Here is a 15,029-nt window from a genome sequence, read left to right as displayed (position 1 = left end):
GGGGCGGTGGAGTGGATCAGGTACGCAGGATCTCGTTGATCGCGCTGGGTTTGGGACGTAGCGCGCTGAACACCTGCCAGAGCACGAATGCCAGCGCCAGGCCAAGGAAGGTGCCGGCGATGGGATTGGTGAAGAAATCGGCGAAGCTGTTGTCCGACAGCATCAGACCGCGACGCAGGTTGGTCTCCGCCATCGGTCCGAGGATGAAGCCGATGATGAACGGAGCCGCGGGCATACCGGCCTTGACGAAGGCGTAGCCGAGCAGACCGAACAGCAGGATCGACCATACGTCGAACAGGCGGCTGGACAGACCGAAGGCACCCACTACGCACAGCACCAGGATGATCGGCAGCAGGATGTGCTTGGGCACGTCGAGCAGCTTGATGAACAGGCGCAGGCCGTAGAACTCCATGAACAGCATCATGCAGGTGGCGACGATCAGCGCGGCGAAGATGGTGTAAACCAGCGGACCCTGGCTGATGAACAGCAGCGGGCCGGGCTGGATGCCGTGGATCAGGAAACCGCCGAGCATGATCGCGGTGACGGTGTCGCCGGGAATGCCCAGGGTCATCAGCGGCATCATGGCACCACCGATGCCGGCGTTGTTGGCGGTTTCACTGGCGACCACGCCGCCGATGTTGCCTTTGCCGTAGGTGTGCCCGTCTTTCGCGCGCTTCTTGGCGATGATGTAGGAAACCAGGTTCGAGGTGCCCGCGCCGATGCCCGGCAGGATGCCGATGCCCAGGCCGATGATCCCCGAGCGACCGGCGTTCGGCAGTTGCTCGCGGAACTCCTTGAGCGAGAAGCCGAAGCCCTTGATGTTCTTCATGCTCACCGACCTGGCCTTGCCCTGCACGGCATGGCGACCGGTTTCGGCGAGCTTGATGATCTCGGCCACGGCGAACATGCCGATCATCACCGTGAGCATCGAGAAGCCGCCGTTGAGCTCGCTGATACCGAAGGTGAAGCGGCGAATGGCCTCGACCGGGGCGATGCCCACGGTGGATACGGCGATACCCAGTGCACCGGCGAACAGCCCCTTGACCATGGAGCCGGCCGACAGGGTGGCGATCAGGGTCAGGGAGAACACGGCGATGGCGAAGTATTCATGCGGGCCGAAGCTCAAGGCCACCTTGGCCAGCTGCGGGGCGATGAACATCAGTGCGACGATGCTGAAGATGGTGCCGAGGAAGGAGAACACGATGCCGACGCCCAGCGCCTTGACGCCATGGCCCTGCTCCATCAACGGGCCACCGTCGAACACCGTGGCGATGGAGGACGGTGTTCCCGGAATCTTCAACAGGATCGCCGAGATAAGCCCCCCGGATGTGGCGCCGATGAACAGCGCGACCAGCAGGGACAGGCCGGCTTGCGGGCCCATGGTGAAGGTCAGGGGCAGGCACAGGGCAACGGCCATCGTGGCCGAGAGGCCGGGCACGGCGCCGAAGACGATGCCCATGGCCACGCCAATGGCCATCAGCATCAGGATGTTCAGTGAGAATACGGCACCGAAGCCTTGCTGCAGTAATTCGAGCATGGTCGATCCTCAGATGTAGTCGTTCAGCAGGCCAGCGGGCAGCAACAGGTCGAAGGCCTCGCGGAACAGCAGGAAGATGAGCGCAGAGCAGATGACGGCGATCAGCAGATAGGTGAGGTGTTTGGCTTTCTGGTTTACCGGGGTCAGCACGAGGAACTGCAGATACAGGTAAACCACGGTCATGATCGGGAAACCCACAGGGCCGAGCAGGGCCATGTAGCCGAGGATCAGACCAAGGGTCTTGAAAACGGTCTTGGGTTCTACGACGTCGGCAGCCGGCTCTTCGGCTTCCACCACAGGCTGGGCCGCAGTGGTGGGTTCAGCGGCAGCCTTGGGTTTGGCGAAGGCGCTGAACAGTTGCATCACGCCCAGCAGCGACAACAGGCCGGCCAGCAGCTTGGGAACGGTGGCCGCATCGACACCTTCATGCCCGGGCAGCTGTTGCGCCAGTACCAGGTAGGTAAGGCTGGCAGCGAGCATGGCAACGCCGATGATCAGTTCTTTCTTATTCAGGGTGTTCATTGCATACCTCGATGTTCTGAGGTGCAGCGCCGGCCGAATCGATCGGGCCGGCGCTGCGTTGTGGTTTACTTGGCCTTGCGCAGCTCATCCTTGAACTGCATGAAGTCTTCGCGGGTCTTGGCCAGAATCTGCTTGGCGTCTTCGGTGGCGAAGAAGGCGACTGGCTGCTTGAACTTCTTCAGGTCTTCAGCGTAGGCAGGCTTCTCGGTGATCTGCTGCATGATGTCGGACATTTTCTTGACGATCGCCGGGTCGGTGCCTTTCGGGAAGGCGACCACGTATGGCTTGTCCAGGGTGATGTCCAGGCCTTGTTCCTTGAGGGTCGGTACGTCAGGGATCAGCGGGTTGCGTTCGTCGTTGGGCTGACCCAGAGCGACCATCTGGCCGCCGTTGACGTAGTCCTGTACCGAGCCGTAGCTGATGGCGCCCAGATCGACGCGGCCGCCGAGCATGGCGACAACGCGGTCGGATACGGTACCGGCATCGACCATCTTCAGTTTGGCGCCGCTGAGTTTTTCCAGCTGCAGGCCCTGCACGTGGGAGAAGTTACCCATCTCGGTGCCGTAAGTGAGGCTGCCCGGATTGGCCTTGGACTTCTCGACCAGGTCTTTCATGCTGGTCACGCCCGACTGCTTGGAGGCCACGAACACGGCGCTCTTGTCGACACCGGCGATGCAGGAGACATCGAAGGCTTCGTAGCTGTCTTCGGTCAGCCCGGCCACTTCGTTGACGATCAGCTGGCCCGGGTGGGTGAAGAGGATGGTGTTGCCATCCGCTGCAGCGCCCTTGACCTGCTCGGCCGCCAGGGTGCCACCGCCGCCAGCGACGTTGGTCACGACCATGGTCTTGCCGGTGATCTCGTTGAAGTACTTGGCCATCATGCGGGCGTTGAAGTCGGTGTCGCCACCGGGGTTGGCGATCACCACCACCTGGATCGGGCGAGTCGGCCAGTTGACCTCATCGGCGAAGGTGGCGGCATGGGTGACCAGGGCACCGACACCGACCAGGGCAGAGAGTAGGGAAGCGCGGAATGTTTTTTTCATTGGAATACTCCGGGTTGGGATAAAAAGCCGCGCGAGTCAGTCGCGGCCGAGGCTGGGACGTTTCGGGTCATACTGCCAACCCGGAACCAGGTACTGCATGGCCATGGCGTCGTCACGCGCGCCGCTGGCCACCTTCTTGTAAAGCTCGTGGGCGGCCATGATCCGCTCCATGTCCGGCTCGATGCCGAGGCCGGGCTTGTCCGATACCTGTACCTGACCACCGATGATCTGCAGCGGTTCGCGGGTCAGGCGTTCTTCGCCTTCCTGCCAGATCCAGTGCGTGTCGATGGCGGTGACGCGGCCCGGTACGGCGGCGGCGGCATGGGTGAACATGGCCAGGGAAATATCGAAGTGGTTGTTCGAATGCGAACCCCAGGTCAGGCCGAACTCTTCACAGACCTGGCCGAGGCGTACGGCGCCCTGCATGGTCCAGAAGTGCGGGTCGGCCAGGGGGATGTCGACGGCTTCCAGGCGCAGCGAATGCCCCATCTGCCGCCAGTCTGTGGCGACCATGTTGGTGGCGGTGGGAATGCCGGTGGCACGCTTGAATTCGGCCATCACCTCGCGGCCCGAGTAGCCGTTTTCCGGGCCACAGGGGTCCTCGGCATAGGTCAGCACATGGTTCTGGCCCTGACACAGGGCGATGGCCTCGTCCAGCGACCAGGCGCCATTGGGATCGAGGGTGACGCGCGCATCGGGGAAGCGCGCCTTGATCGCACGGATCGCGTCCATCTCCTCGGCGCCACGCATCACGCCGCCCTTGAGCTTGAAGTCGTTGAAGCCGTAGCGCGCATGCGCCGCCTCGGCCAGGCGGGCAATGGCCTCTGGCGTCAGTGCAGCCTGATGACGCAGGTGGTACCAGTCGTCCGCCGAGCCTGTGCCAGCGAGATAGGGCAGGTCGGTGCGCTGGCGTTCACCTATATAGAAGAGGTAGGCGAGCATCGGCACGCGATCGCGTTGCTGGCCGCTGCCGAGCAGCTCGGCCACCGGCACGTCGAGATGCTGGCCGAGCAGATCGAGCAGGGCGGCTTCGACCGCGGTGATCACGTTGTCCAGGCGCAGGTTGATCTCGTGCGGTTGCTTGAGTACACGCGCTTCGGATTCGGAGGTGACCTGGTGCTGGGTGGTCTGCGGCCCCTTGGCCGGGCCGGCGATGGCCTGGCGCAGGCGGTTGAGCACATGGTTGTAACGGCCTACCGATTGGCCGATCACCAGTTCACGGCAGCGCTCCAGCGCCTGGCGGATACCTTCGCCACCGGGGACCTCGCCACAACCGATGCGCCCGGCATTGTCCTTGAGCAGTACCAGGTTGCGGGTGAAATAGGGGCCGTGGGCGCCACACAGGTTGAGAAGCATGCTGTCATGGCCAGCGACCGGAATGACCTGCATCTCAACGATCTGGGGTGTGCTGCTGCGGGAGGCTTCGTACATCTTGGCTGGGGCTCCGAACGTGGCGCGGCCCTTGGCCGCAATGGCGAAGGTACGGTTCAGTCGTGCACCGGGATCAGCAAAAGATCCTCGTTGCAGCAAATGAGAGCTTGGGCAAAGACGGCAACGAGGCCTGCGCGGGGCGCGCTGGTCGTGCGGCTGCTGGCATCGCTGCGAGGGGCAGCGCGATGGCAGGGCGGAGCGGCAGTGAAGGTCTGTGACATGACCTGGGCCTCGTTTGTTTTTATTGGAATGTCATAGGTTGTCGTATGACTTGGTGAAATTAGTACCAGCCTGAAGTTGGCGTGTCAACGCTACCCATGGCGAATGATGATTGCGCTGGCATCTGTTCTGAGAGCATCATCCAGGCTGCTCTACGCTGAGCTTCGCCGCTTGCGGGCCGGTTCTGCGGGCAGGTATGGCGCACGGGCAAAAATCTTCGACGAACGGACGATACGAAAACTGGTGTTTTTTTTGTTGTTGTACGATAACGTATCTCTACAGCTTCGGCTGACGTAATCCCTCACAACTCGCTTTCCAGGGTGTTCGCATAATGAATCCACAAGAACTTAAGTCCATCCTTTCTTCCGGTCTGCTGTCTTTCCCGGTAACCGACTTCGATGCTGCCGGTGATTTCAACAAGGCCAGCTACGTGCGCCGCCTCGAGTGGCTGGCCCCTTACGGTGCTTCCGCTCTGTTCGCTGCCGGTGGCACTGGCGAGTTCTTCTCCCTGGCGCCGGACGAATACAGCGCCGTGATCAAGACTGCCGTAGATACCTGCGAGAAGTCCGTACCTATCCTGGCCGGCGTTGGCGGCCCGACCCGCGTTGCCATCCAGATGGCGCAGGAAGCCGAGCGCCTGGGCGCCAAAGGCCTGCTGCTGCTGCCGCACTACCTGACCGAAGCCTCGCAGGACGGCGTTGCCGCTCACGTCGAGCAGGTGTGCAAGTCGGTGAACATCGGCGTGGTGGTCTACAACCGTAACGTCTGCCGTCTGAACGCCAACCTGCTGGAGCAGGTGGCCGAGCGTTGCCCGAACCTGATCGGCTACAAGGACGGCCTTGGTGACATCGAACTGATGGTGTCGATCCGTCGTCGCCTGGGCGAGCGCCTGACCTACCTCGGCGGCCTGCCGACCGCTGAAGTCTACGCCGCTGCCTACAAGGCGCTGGGCGTACCGGTTTACTCCTCGGCGGTATTCAACTTCATCCCGAAAACCGCCATGGACTTCTACCGTGCCATCGCAGCCGAAGATCACGCCACCGTTGGCAAGCTGATCGACGATTTCTTCCTGCCATACCTGGACATCCGTAACCGCAAGGCCGGCTATGCCGTGAGCATCGTCAAGGCCGGCGCCAAGATCGTTGGCTACGATGCCGGTCCGGTACGCGCTCCGCTGACCGATCTGCTGCCGGAAGAGTACGAGGCCCTGGCCAAGCTGATCGAAGCGCAAGGCGCGCAATAATGCCGCAGGTGGCCGCTCGCTCGGCGAGCGGCCACCCGTTTGCGCTCCGCAGGCCGGGCGCGATGGCATTGAGCAATTGTCAAACCCTCATAAGAACAACAGGGGCACGCTAAATGACTTCACAGATTCCTGCCGCTGTCGGCACTCCGCTGATTACCGAGCTGCAAGTCGTACCGGTCGCCGGTCAGGACAGCATGCTGCTCAATCTGAGCGGTGCCCACGGCCCTTACTTCACCCGTAACATCCTCATTCTCAAGGACAGCGCCGGCCATGTCGGTGTCGGCGAAGTCCCCGGCGGCGAGGGCATCCGCAAGACCCTCGAAGACGCCCGCTCGATTCTCGTCGGCCAGCCGGTCGGCAACTACAACGCGCTGCTGAACCAGGTGCGCCGCGCTTTCGCCGATCGTGATTCCGGCGGCCGCGGTCTGCAGACCTTCGACCTGCGTATCACCATTCACGCCGTCACCGCACTGGAGTCGGCGCTGCTCGATCTGCTCGGCCAGCACCTCGGCGTGCCGGTCGCCGCACTGCTTGGTGAAGGCCAGCAGCGCGATGCGGTGGAAATGCTCGGCTACCTGTTCTTCATCGCCGACAAGGACAAGACCGATCTCGGCTACCGCGATGAGCGCGATGCCGATGACGCCTGGGAGCGCGTGCGCAACCAGACAGCGCTGACCCCCGAAGCCATCGTGCGCCAGGCCGAGGCTGCGCATGCGCGCTACGGCTTCAACGACTTCAAGCTCAAGGGCGGCGTGCTGCATGGCGAAGCCGAGGTCGAGGCGATTCGTGCCCTGGCCGCGCGCTTCCCCGACGCCCGTGTGACCCTCGACCCCAATGGCGGCTGGTCGCTGGATCAGGCCATCGCCCTGTGCCGCGACCTGCATGGCGTGCTGGCCTATGCCGAAGACCCGTGCGGCGCCGAGAATGGTTACTCCGGTCGTGAAGTGATGGCCGAGTTCCGCCGTGCCACCGGCCTGCCGACCGCGACCAACATGATCGCCACCGACTGGCGTCAGATGGGCCACACCATCTCCCTGCAATCGGTGGATATCCCGCTGGCCGACCCGCATTTCTGGACCATGGCCGGTTCCGTACGCGTGGCGCAGATGTGCAACGACTGGGGCCTGACCTGGGGCTCGCACTCCAACAACCACTTCGACATCTCCCTGGCCATGTTCACCCACGTCGCCGCCGCGGCGCCGGGTCGCGTCACCGCCATCGACACCCACTGGATCTGGCAGGACGGCCAGTACCTGACGCGCAACCCGCTGCGCATCGAGGGTGGCCTGGTACAGGTGCCGAAGACGCCAGGGCTCGGTGTCGAGCTGGACTGGGACGCGCTGGCCAAGGCGCACGAGCTGTACCAGACCAAGGGCCTGGGTGCGCGTGACGACGCGGTGGCCATGCAGTACCTGATTCCGGGTTGGACCTTCAATAACAAGAAGCCCTGCATGGTGCGTTGAGCCTGGTGCGGTCCCGTGATCCTGTAGGGTGGGCCGGGCGGCGTTCCGCTTCAGCCCACCGTGACTACAATCGGTGGGCTAAAGCCCACCCTACGGATTGATGACCTTGGCTGACGCGGAACGCCGGCCCACCTTACAGGCTGAACTTTCCTTCTGTCTCACGAGCCTTGCCGATGCCAGATGCCAAACCGGGTCGGGTGCGCTACAGCATTCTGCTGATGCTGTTTCTCGTCACCACCATCACCTTCGCCGATCGCTCCAGCCTGTCGGTCGCCGGTTCGGCGATGCAGGCCGGCCTGGGCATCGACGCGGTGACGCTCGGCTACATCTTCTCGGCGTTCGGCTGGGCCTACGTGATCGGGCAAATTCCCGGTGGCTGGCTGTTCGACCGCTTCGGCACCAAGCCGGTGTACACCCTGGCGCTGTTCATCTGGTCGGCGCTGACGCTGCTGCAGGGCTTCGTCGGCTGGCTGCCGACGACCTGGGCAGTGACCTCGATGTTCCTGCTGCGGTTGCTGGTGGGCTTTGCCAGTGCGCCGTGCTTTCCGGGCAATGCGCGCATCATTGCCTCCTGGTTTCCCACCGCGGAGCGCGCCACGGCCACGGCCATCTCCAGCTCGGCGCAATATGCCGCCACGGCGGTGTTCGCGCCGCTGATGGGTTGGGTGGTGCAGGCGATGGGCTGGCAGTCGGTGTTCATCGTGCTCGGTTGCCTGGGCCTGGCGTTGTCGTTGCTGTGGCTGAAGCAACTGCATGGTCCGCGTCAGCATCCGCGTATCGAGGCAGCTGAACTGGAGCACCTGGAGCGAGGCGGGGCGTTGATCGACCTCGAAGGCCAGCGTGGCAATGCTGGCGGCTCGCAGTGGCGGCACCTGGGCCTGTTGCTCAGGCAACGCACGATGATTGGCATTTACTTCGGTCAGTACTGCAACAACGCCATTACCTACTTTTTTCTCACCTGGTTTCCCGTTTATCTGGTGCAGGCGCGCGGCATGAGCATTCTCGGCGCCGGTTTCGCCGCCGCCTTGCCGGCCATCAGCGGTTGCGTCGGTGGCGTGCTGGGTGGATTGTTGTCCGACGGCATGCTGCGCCGCGGCCATTCGCTGACCCTGGCGCGCAAGCTGCCGATGGTGCTTGGCCTGCTGCTGTCGAGCAGCATGGTGCTGTGCATCTTCGCAGGCAGCGACGCCGCGGTGGTGGCGCTGATGGCCCTTGCCTTCTTCGGCAAGGGGCTCGGCTCGCTGGGCTGGACGCTGGTGGCCGATACCTCGCCGCGGCAGATTCTTGGCCTGTCCGGCGGGCTGTTCAATACCTTCGGCAACCTGGCGGCGATCACGACACCTATCGTCATCGGCTACCTGGTAAGCCGTACCGGATCATTCGATTGGGCGTTGGCCTATGTTGGCCTCAATGCCCTGCTGGCGGTCGTGAGCTTCGGCCTGATCGTCGGCCGTATTCACAGGGTCGAACTGGACAATGGCGCCTCTGGCTCCACATCCGGCTCGGTATCCTGAGCGCACACAGGAGCAAGCATCATGCAGTTGATTCCCCATCAGGATTCGCCCCGTTATATCCGCCTGCACCCGAGCGACAACGTCGGCGTGGTGGTCAATGACCAGGGCGTAGCAGTCGGCGGTCAGTTCGACGATGGCCTGAAAGCCATCGAAGGCATTCCGCAGAGCCACAAGGTGGCGTTGGTCGACATCGCCGAGGGTGGCGAGGTGGTGCGCTATGGCGAGGTCATCGGCTATGCGCTGAAAGCCATCGCCGCCGGCAGCTGGGTGACCGAGCAGGTGCTGCGCATGCCCGAGCCGCCGGTGCTGGACAACCTGCCCAAGGCGACCATCCAGGCTACGCCGGGCGAGCCGCTGGAGGGCTACACCTTCGAGGGCTTCCGCAACCCGGACGGCAGCGTCGGCACTCGTAACATTCTCGGCGTGACCACCACCGTGCAATGCGTGGTCGGCGTGCTCGATCATGTGGTTGAGCGCGTGCGCAAGGAAATCCTGCCCAAGTACCCCAACGTCGACGACGTGGTGGCGCTGTCGCACAGCTACGGCTGCGGCGTGGCGATCAACGCGCCGGACGCCGTGGTGCCGATCCGCACCCTGTACAACATCAGCCGCAACCCCAACCTGGGTGGCCAGGCGCTGGTGATCAGCCTGGGCTGCGAAAAGCTGCAGGCCAACCAGCTGATGGATGGCGACCAGCTCACCAACGGCATGGACGAGGAAGACTGGCTGTTCCGCCTGCAGGATTCCGGCACCGGCTTCACCGGCATGGTCGAGCAGATCATGGGCATGATCGAGGAGCGCCTGCAGGTGCTCGACCAGCGTCGCCGCGAGACTGTACCGGCGGCCGAGCTGGTGGTCGGCATGCAGTGCGGCGGCAGCGACGCCTTTTCCGGCATCACCGCCAACCCGGCCCTGGGTGTGGCCGCCGACCTGCTGGTACGCGCCGGTGCCACCGTGATGTTCTCCGAGAACACCGAAGTGCGTGACGGCATCCACCTGCTCACGCCGCGCGCCGCCAGCGTCGAGGTGGCCGATGCGCTGATCCGCGAGATGGACTGGTACGACCGCTACCTGCAGCGCGGCATGGCCGATCGCAGCGCCAACACCACGCCGGGCAACAAGAAGGGCGGGTTGAACAACATCGTCGAGAAGGCCATGGGTTCGATCGCCAAGTCCGGCAACGGCACCATCACCGGTGTGGTTTCCCCGGGCGAGCGCATTCGCGGCAAGGGCCTGTGGTTCTGCGCCACGCCGGCCAGCGACTTCATCTGCGGCACGCTGCAGCTGGCGGCGGGCATGAACCTGCACATCTTCACCACCGGTCGTGGCACGCCGTATGGCCTGTCGATGGTGCCGGTGATCAAGGTCGCGACCCGTACCCAACTGGCAGAGCGCTGGCCGGATCTGATCGACGTCGACGCCGGGCAGATCGTTTCCGGGCGCATGACGCTGGAGGAAATGGGCTGGCACATCTTCCAGCTCTATCTGGACGTGGCCAGCGGGCGCAAGCAGACCTGCGCCGAACACCTGCGTCTGCACAACGACCTGGTGCTGTTCAACCCGGCGCCGGTGACCTGATATGAGCGGCCTGTCCGAAAATCTCATTCAGACGTTGCGCGAGGTGGTCGGCGAGGCTGGCCTGATCACTGACGCCGAGCGTATGCAAAGCTACCTGAGCGACTGGCGCGGCGCCTATCGTGGCCAGGCGGCTGCGGTGCTGCGCCCGGCCTCGACCGAGGAGGTGGCGGCGGTGGTGCGTCTGTGTGCGCAGGCCGGCGTCGCCCTGGTGCCGCAAGGCGGCAACACCGGCCTGTGCGGCGGCTCGATCCCTGACGACTCCGGGGCGCAGCTCGTGCTGTCGCTGACGCGCATGAAGCGCATCCGCGAAGTGGACGTGGGCAATGAAACCATCACCGTCGAGGCCGGGGTGATCCTCCAGCAGTTGCAGGAGGCCGCCGCCGAAGTCGGCCGGCTGTTCCCGCTGTCGCTGGGCGCCGAGGGCAGTTGCACGGTCGGCGGCAACCTGGCGACCAATGCTGGCGGCACCGCCGTGCTGCGCTACGGCAACATGCGCGACCTGGCGCTGGGCCTGGAAGTGGTGCTGCCCGATGGGCGCATCTGGGACGGCCTGCGCGGCCTGCGCAAGGACAACACCGGCTACGACCTCAAGCACCTGTTCATTGGCAGCGAGGGCACCCTGGGCATCATCACCGCCGCCGTGCTCAAGCTGTTCCCCGCCGTGCGCAGCTTGACCACCGCCTGGGTGGCGCTGCCCAGCCCGCAGGCTTCCGTCGAGCTGATCGGGCAGATGCGCGGGCTGTGTGGCGACCGCCTGACCGGCTTCGAGCTGATGTCGCGGCAAAGCGTCGAGTTCGTCCTGCGCCATGTCGCCGGTGTCAGCGATCCCTTCGCCGAGGTGCACCCCTGGTACGTGCTGATCGAGCTGAGCGACACCCAGCCCAACGCGCCGTTGAACGAACTGCTCGAACAGGGCCTCGGCGAGGCCTTCGAGCTGGGCGTGGCGCTGGACGCCGTGGTGGCGGGTAGCGATGCGCAGGTGCACGCGTTGTGGGCGTTGCGCGAGGGCATTTCGGAGGCACAGAACCACGAGGGGCCAAGCCTCAAGCACGACATCAGTGTGCCGGTAAGCCGTATCCCCGACTTCATCGCGCGTACCGATCAGGCGCTGCAGCAGGCGTTCCCCGGTGTGCGCATCGTGGCCTATGGGCACGTCGGCGACGGCAACCTGCATTACAACATCAGCAAGCCAATCGGCGCCGAGGATGCCGTGTTCAAGGCGCAAGCCGAGGCGATCATGCGGGTGATCTACGACCAGACCCTGCATGATGCCGGCAGCATCAGCGCCGAACATGGCCTTGGCCAGTCCAAGCGCCTGGCCGCGCAGCATTACAAGGCGCCGCTGGAGCTGGAGTTGATGGCTCGAGTCAAGCAGGCGCTGGATCCAGCCGGACTGATGAATCCGGGCAAATTGCTGTAAATCGCATGATCGAAACAGGAGGTTCCATGAGCAAACCCAAGGTGCTGCAGATCGGCCCGCTGAGCGAGCGCTTCAACCGCGAGCTGGCCGAACAATACGAGGTCAGCGCGCTATGGCAACAGGCCGAGCCGCTGGCGTTCCTGCGCGAGCACGGCGAGCAGTTCATCTACATGGTGTCCTCGGCGCGTTTCGGCTGTACGGCCGAGCAGCTGGCGCTGCTGCCGAATCTGCGCGCCATCTGCAGTTTCGGTGTCGGCTACGACCCCTATCCGCTGGATCTGCTGCGCGATCGTGGCATCGTCCTCAGCACCACGCCGGACGTGCTCAACGACTGCGTGGCGGACCTGGCCATGGGCCTGATGATCGACAGCGCTCGGCGTCTGTCCGAGGGCGATCGCTTCGTGCGCAGCGGCGCCTGGAGCAGCACCACCGGGTTCCCGCTGGCGCGTCGGGTCAGCGGCAAGCGCCTGGGGATCGTCGGTCTCGGCCGCATCGGCGAGGCAGTGGCGCTGCGCGCCTCGGGTTTCTCCATGCCGGTGCGTTACCACAATCGCCGTGCGGTCGAGGGCAGCCCTTACCAGCATGAGCCGGATCTGCTGGCGCTGGCGCGCTGGGCGGACTTCCTGGTGCTGACCTGCCCGGGCGGCAAGGCCACCCATCATCTGATCAACGCCGAGGTGCTCGAAGCGCTGGGGCCTGATGGCTTTCTGGTCAACGTCGCGCGCGGCTCGGTGGTCGATGAGGCGGCGCTGATCACGGCGTTGCAGCAGAAGGTGATTGGCGGCGCCGGGCTGGACGTTTTCGAGCGCGAACCCCAGGTACCGGCCGAACTGCGCGAACTGGACAACGTGGTACTGTTGCCGCACGTCGGCAGCGGCAGCATCGAGACCCGCCAGCAGATGGCTGATCTGGTGCTGGATAACCTGCGAGCCTTCATCGCCACCGGCAGCCTCTTGACTCCGTTGTAGGGCGGGTGCAACCCGCCGCCTCAGTTGGCGGGTTGCACCCGCCCTACGGCCATGCGTGCGTTCAGGCGCACGCCACTGAATACGCCTGGCGGCACTCGCCGCCGGGCTTATCGTTACGGCGCCACAAGTGCCGTGATCGTTTCCTACCTCACCTGCAGCATCCCGGCGCACCACAAGTGCGCCGTTTTTTCCACTTCTGCGCTGATCTCGCTGTCTCAAGCCCTGTAAACTGTGGCGTTTTCCGCAGGCAAGGGGCTACCCACCGTGCACTCGGTCATTTCCATCCAGCAACTGAACAAGATCTATGCGTCCGGGCATCCTGCCCTGCAAGGCATCGACCTGGACATTCGCCAGGGCGAGATCTTCGCCCTGCTCGGGCCCAATGGCGCCGGCAAGACCACCCTGATCAGCATCATCTGCGGCATCGTCAATCCGGGCGAGGGCAGGGTGCTGGTCGGCGGTAAGGACATCGTCCGCGACTACCGCGCAGCCCGCTCGCAGATCGGCCTGGTACCGCAGGAGCTGGTCAGCGACGTGTTCGAAACCGTCTGGGCAACGGTCAAGTTCAGCCGTGGCCTGTTCGGCAAAAAACCAGACCCGGCCTACCTGGAACAGCTGCTCAAGGATCTGTCGCTGTGGGACAAGCGCAACGCCAAGATCATGGAACTGTCCGGCGGCATGAAGCGCCGGGTGATGATCGCCAAGGCGCTCTCTCACGAGCCGCAGATTCTCTTTCTCGACGAGCCCACCGCAGGCGTCGACGTGGAGTTGCGGCGCGACATGTGGAACATGGTGCGGCGCCTGCGCGAGCGCGGCGTGACCATCATCCTCACCACCCACTACATCGAAGAGGCCGAGGAAATGGCCGATCGTATCGGGGTGATCAGCAAGGGCCGCATCATCCTGGTGGAAGACAAGCAGGTGCTGATGCACAAGCTGGGCAAGAAGCAGCTGACCCTGCACCTGCAGCAGCCGTTGTCCTGCGTGCCGAGCGAGCTGGCGCGCTATGGCCTGGAGCTGGCGGATCAGGGCCATGCGCTGGTGTTCACCTTCGATGCCCAGCACGAGAACACCGGCATTGCCGAACTGCTGCGCGATCTCGCCCAACACGGCATCGATTTCAAGGATCTGCAGTCGAGTCAGAGTTCTCTGGAGGAGATTTTCGTGTCACTGCTGGAGGAGTCGCGCGCATGAACCTTTATGCCATCAAGGCCATCTACCTGTTCGAGCTGGCGCGCACCTGGCGCACCCTGTTGCAGAGCATCGCCACGCCGGTGATCAGCACCTCGCTGTACTTCGTGGTGTTCGGCTCGGCCATCGGTTCGAGCATGACCCAGGTGCAGGGCGTGAGCTACGGGGCCTTTATCATCCCCGGTCTGATCATGCTGGCGCTGTTGACCGAGAGCATCTCCAACGCGTCGTTCGGCATCTACATGCCCAAGTACTCGGGAAGCATCTACGAGATTCTTTCGGCGCCGGTGTCCTATCTGGAAATTCTGATTGGCTACGTGGGGGCAGCGGCGACCAAGTCGATGATCCTAGGTCTGATCATCCTGCTCACCGCAAGGCTGTTCGTCGATTTCGAAATTCAGCATCCGATCTGGATGGTGGCCTTCCTGGTGCTGACCGCGCTGACCTTCAGCCTGTTCGGCTTCATCATCGGCGTCTGGGCCGATGGCTGGGAGAAACTACAGATCGTCCCGGCGTTGATCGTCACGCCGCTGACTTTTCTCGGCGGCGCCTTCTACTCCATAAGCATGCTGCCGCCAGCCTGGCAGACGGTGACGCTGTTCAACCCGGTGGTGTACCTGATCAGCGCCTTCCGCTGGAGCTTCTATGGCGTATCCGACGTCAACGTCGGCGTCAGCCTGGCCATGGTGCTGGGCTTCCTGGCGCTGTGCATCGTGCTGGTGGGTTGGATCTTCAAGACCGGCTACCGGCTCAAGAGCTGAGGTCGGATGTGGGAGCGGCATTCGCGGCTGAAGCCGCTCCTACATAGGTCGCGTAGGCCTCGGTTTGTAGGAGCGGCTTCAGCCGCGAAACCAGCGATCATGCCTTTTGCTAATTCTCAGCCTGTAGGGCGGGTGAAAC

At 63.9% G+C, this 15,029-nt stretch carries 12 protein-coding genes; 8 read left to right on the top strand and 4 right to left on the bottom strand.

Annotation, left to right across the window (positions count from 1 at the left end):
* Window positions 1–16: 16 nt before the first annotated feature.
* The 4 genes from P3C50_RS17680 to P3C50_RS17665 form a co-directional block, all read right to left on the bottom strand.
* On the bottom strand, window positions 17–1,537 hold the full coding sequence (locus P3C50_RS17680) for a tripartite tricarboxylate transporter permease (RefSeq protein WP_275546957.1): 1,521 nt from the start codon (window positions 1,535–1,537) through the stop codon (window positions 17–19).
* 9 nt (window positions 1,538–1,546) lie between these two features.
* A complete protein-coding gene (locus P3C50_RS17675) occupies window positions 1,547–2,059 on the bottom strand; it encodes a tripartite tricarboxylate transporter TctB family protein (protein WP_275546956.1) in 513 nt (170 codons plus the stop codon).
* Window positions 2,060–2,124: 65 nt separating this feature from the next.
* The gene (locus tag P3C50_RS17670; protein WP_275546955.1) at window positions 2,125–3,102 is read right to left on the bottom strand and encodes a tripartite tricarboxylate transporter substrate binding protein; all 978 of its coding nucleotides are present in this window, start codon (window positions 3,100–3,102) and stop codon (window positions 2,125–2,127) included.
* Between the two features lie 36 nt (window positions 3,103–3,138).
* The gene (locus P3C50_RS17665) at window positions 3,139–4,533 is read right to left on the bottom strand and encodes an enolase C-terminal domain-like protein (protein WP_275546954.1); all 1,395 of its coding nucleotides are present in this window, start codon (window positions 4,531–4,533) and stop codon (window positions 3,139–3,141) included.
* 550 nt (window positions 4,534–5,083) lie between these two features.
* Between P3C50_RS17665 and kdgD the strand changes: the two genes are divergently transcribed.
* The 8 genes from kdgD to P3C50_RS17625 all read left to right on the top strand — a co-directional run bounded on the left by kdgD (window position 5,084) and on the right by P3C50_RS17625 (window position 14,890).
* Window positions 5,084–5,995, top strand: a complete 912-nt coding sequence (gene kdgD, locus P3C50_RS17660; RefSeq protein WP_275546953.1) for a 5-dehydro-4-deoxyglucarate dehydratase — start codon at window positions 5,084–5,086, stop codon at window positions 5,993–5,995.
* A 113-nt stretch (window positions 5,996–6,108) separates the two neighbouring features.
* Window positions 6,109–7,458, top strand: a complete 1,350-nt coding sequence (gene gudD / locus P3C50_RS17655) for a glucarate dehydratase (protein WP_275546952.1) — start codon at window positions 6,109–6,111, stop codon at window positions 7,456–7,458.
* A 173-nt stretch (window positions 7,459–7,631) separates the two neighbouring features.
* Window positions 7,632–8,972, top strand: a complete 1,341-nt coding sequence (locus tag P3C50_RS17650; RefSeq protein WP_275546951.1) for an MFS transporter — start codon at window positions 7,632–7,634, stop codon at window positions 8,970–8,972.
* 21 nt (window positions 8,973–8,993) lie between these two features.
* Window positions 8,994–10,550 carry a galactarate dehydratase gene (garD, locus tag P3C50_RS17645; RefSeq protein ID WP_275546950.1) on the top strand — a complete coding sequence of 519 codons (1,557 nt, stop codon included), beginning with the start codon at window positions 8,994–8,996 and terminating at the stop codon, window positions 10,548–10,550.
* Between the two features lies 1 nt (window position 10,551).
* Window positions 10,552–11,970 (top strand): FAD-binding oxidoreductase, encoded by a 1,419-nt coding sequence (locus tag P3C50_RS17640; protein WP_275546949.1) that lies wholly within the window; start codon window positions 10,552–10,554, stop codon window positions 11,968–11,970.
* Window positions 11,971–11,996: 26 nt separating this feature from the next.
* Window positions 11,997–12,938, top strand: a complete 942-nt coding sequence (locus tag P3C50_RS17635; protein WP_275546948.1) for a 2-hydroxyacid dehydrogenase — start codon at window positions 11,997–11,999, stop codon at window positions 12,936–12,938.
* A gap of 264 nt (window positions 12,939–13,202) precedes the next feature.
* On the top strand, window positions 13,203–14,132 hold the full coding sequence (locus tag P3C50_RS17630; RefSeq protein WP_197855053.1) for an ABC transporter ATP-binding protein: 930 nt from the start codon (window positions 13,203–13,205) through the stop codon (window positions 14,130–14,132).
* Entirely contained in the window at window positions 14,129–14,890 is a 762-nt protein-coding gene (locus P3C50_RS17625) for an ABC transporter permease (protein WP_275546947.1), read from the top strand. Before P3C50_RS17630 ends, P3C50_RS17625 begins: the two co-directional genes overlap by 4 nt.
* Window positions 14,891–15,029 lie beyond the last annotated feature (139 nt).

It is taken from the genome of Pseudomonas sp. Marseille-Q0931 (assembly GCF_940789645.1).
In the GTDB taxonomy this organism is placed as follows: domain Bacteria; phylum Pseudomonadota; class Gammaproteobacteria; order Pseudomonadales; family Pseudomonadaceae; genus Aquipseudomonas.
The sequence above is the reverse complement of the archived record's forward strand: the minus strand, read 5'-3'. Positions and strand labels throughout refer to the sequence as shown.

Coding starts and splice junctions, on each gene's coding strand:
- P3C50_RS17665 (WP_275546954.1), bottom strand. CDS start 4,533: ATGTACGAAGCCTCCCGCAGCAGCACACCCCAGATCGTTGAGATGCAG.
- kdgD (WP_275546953.1), top strand. CDS start 5,084: ATGAATCCACAAGAACTTAAGTCCATCCTTTCTTCCGGTCTGCTGTCT.
- P3C50_RS17625 (WP_275546947.1), top strand. CDS start 14,129: ATGAACCTTTATGCCATCAAGGCCATCTACCTGTTCGAGCTGGCGCGC.
- garD (WP_275546950.1), top strand. CDS start 8,994: ATGCAGTTGATTCCCCATCAGGATTCGCCCCGTTATATCCGCCTGCAC.
- P3C50_RS17680 (WP_275546957.1), bottom strand. CDS start 1,537: ATGCTCGAATTACTGCAGCAAGGCTTCGGTGCCGTATTCTCACTGAAC.
- P3C50_RS17675 (WP_275546956.1), bottom strand. CDS start 2,059: ATGAACACCCTGAATAAGAAAGAACTGATCATCGGCGTTGCCATGCTC.
- gudD (WP_275546952.1), top strand. CDS start 6,109: ATGACTTCACAGATTCCTGCCGCTGTCGGCACTCCGCTGATTACCGAG.
- P3C50_RS17640 (WP_275546949.1), top strand. CDS start 10,552: ATGAGCGGCCTGTCCGAAAATCTCATTCAGACGTTGCGCGAGGTGGTC.
- P3C50_RS17650 (WP_275546951.1), top strand. CDS start 7,632: ATGCCAGATGCCAAACCGGGTCGGGTGCGCTACAGCATTCTGCTGATG.
- P3C50_RS17670 (WP_275546955.1), bottom strand. CDS start 3,102: ATGAAAAAAACATTCCGCGCTTCCCTACTCTCTGCCCTGGTCGGTGTC.
- P3C50_RS17635 (WP_275546948.1), top strand. CDS start 11,997: ATGAGCAAACCCAAGGTGCTGCAGATCGGCCCGCTGAGCGAGCGCTTC.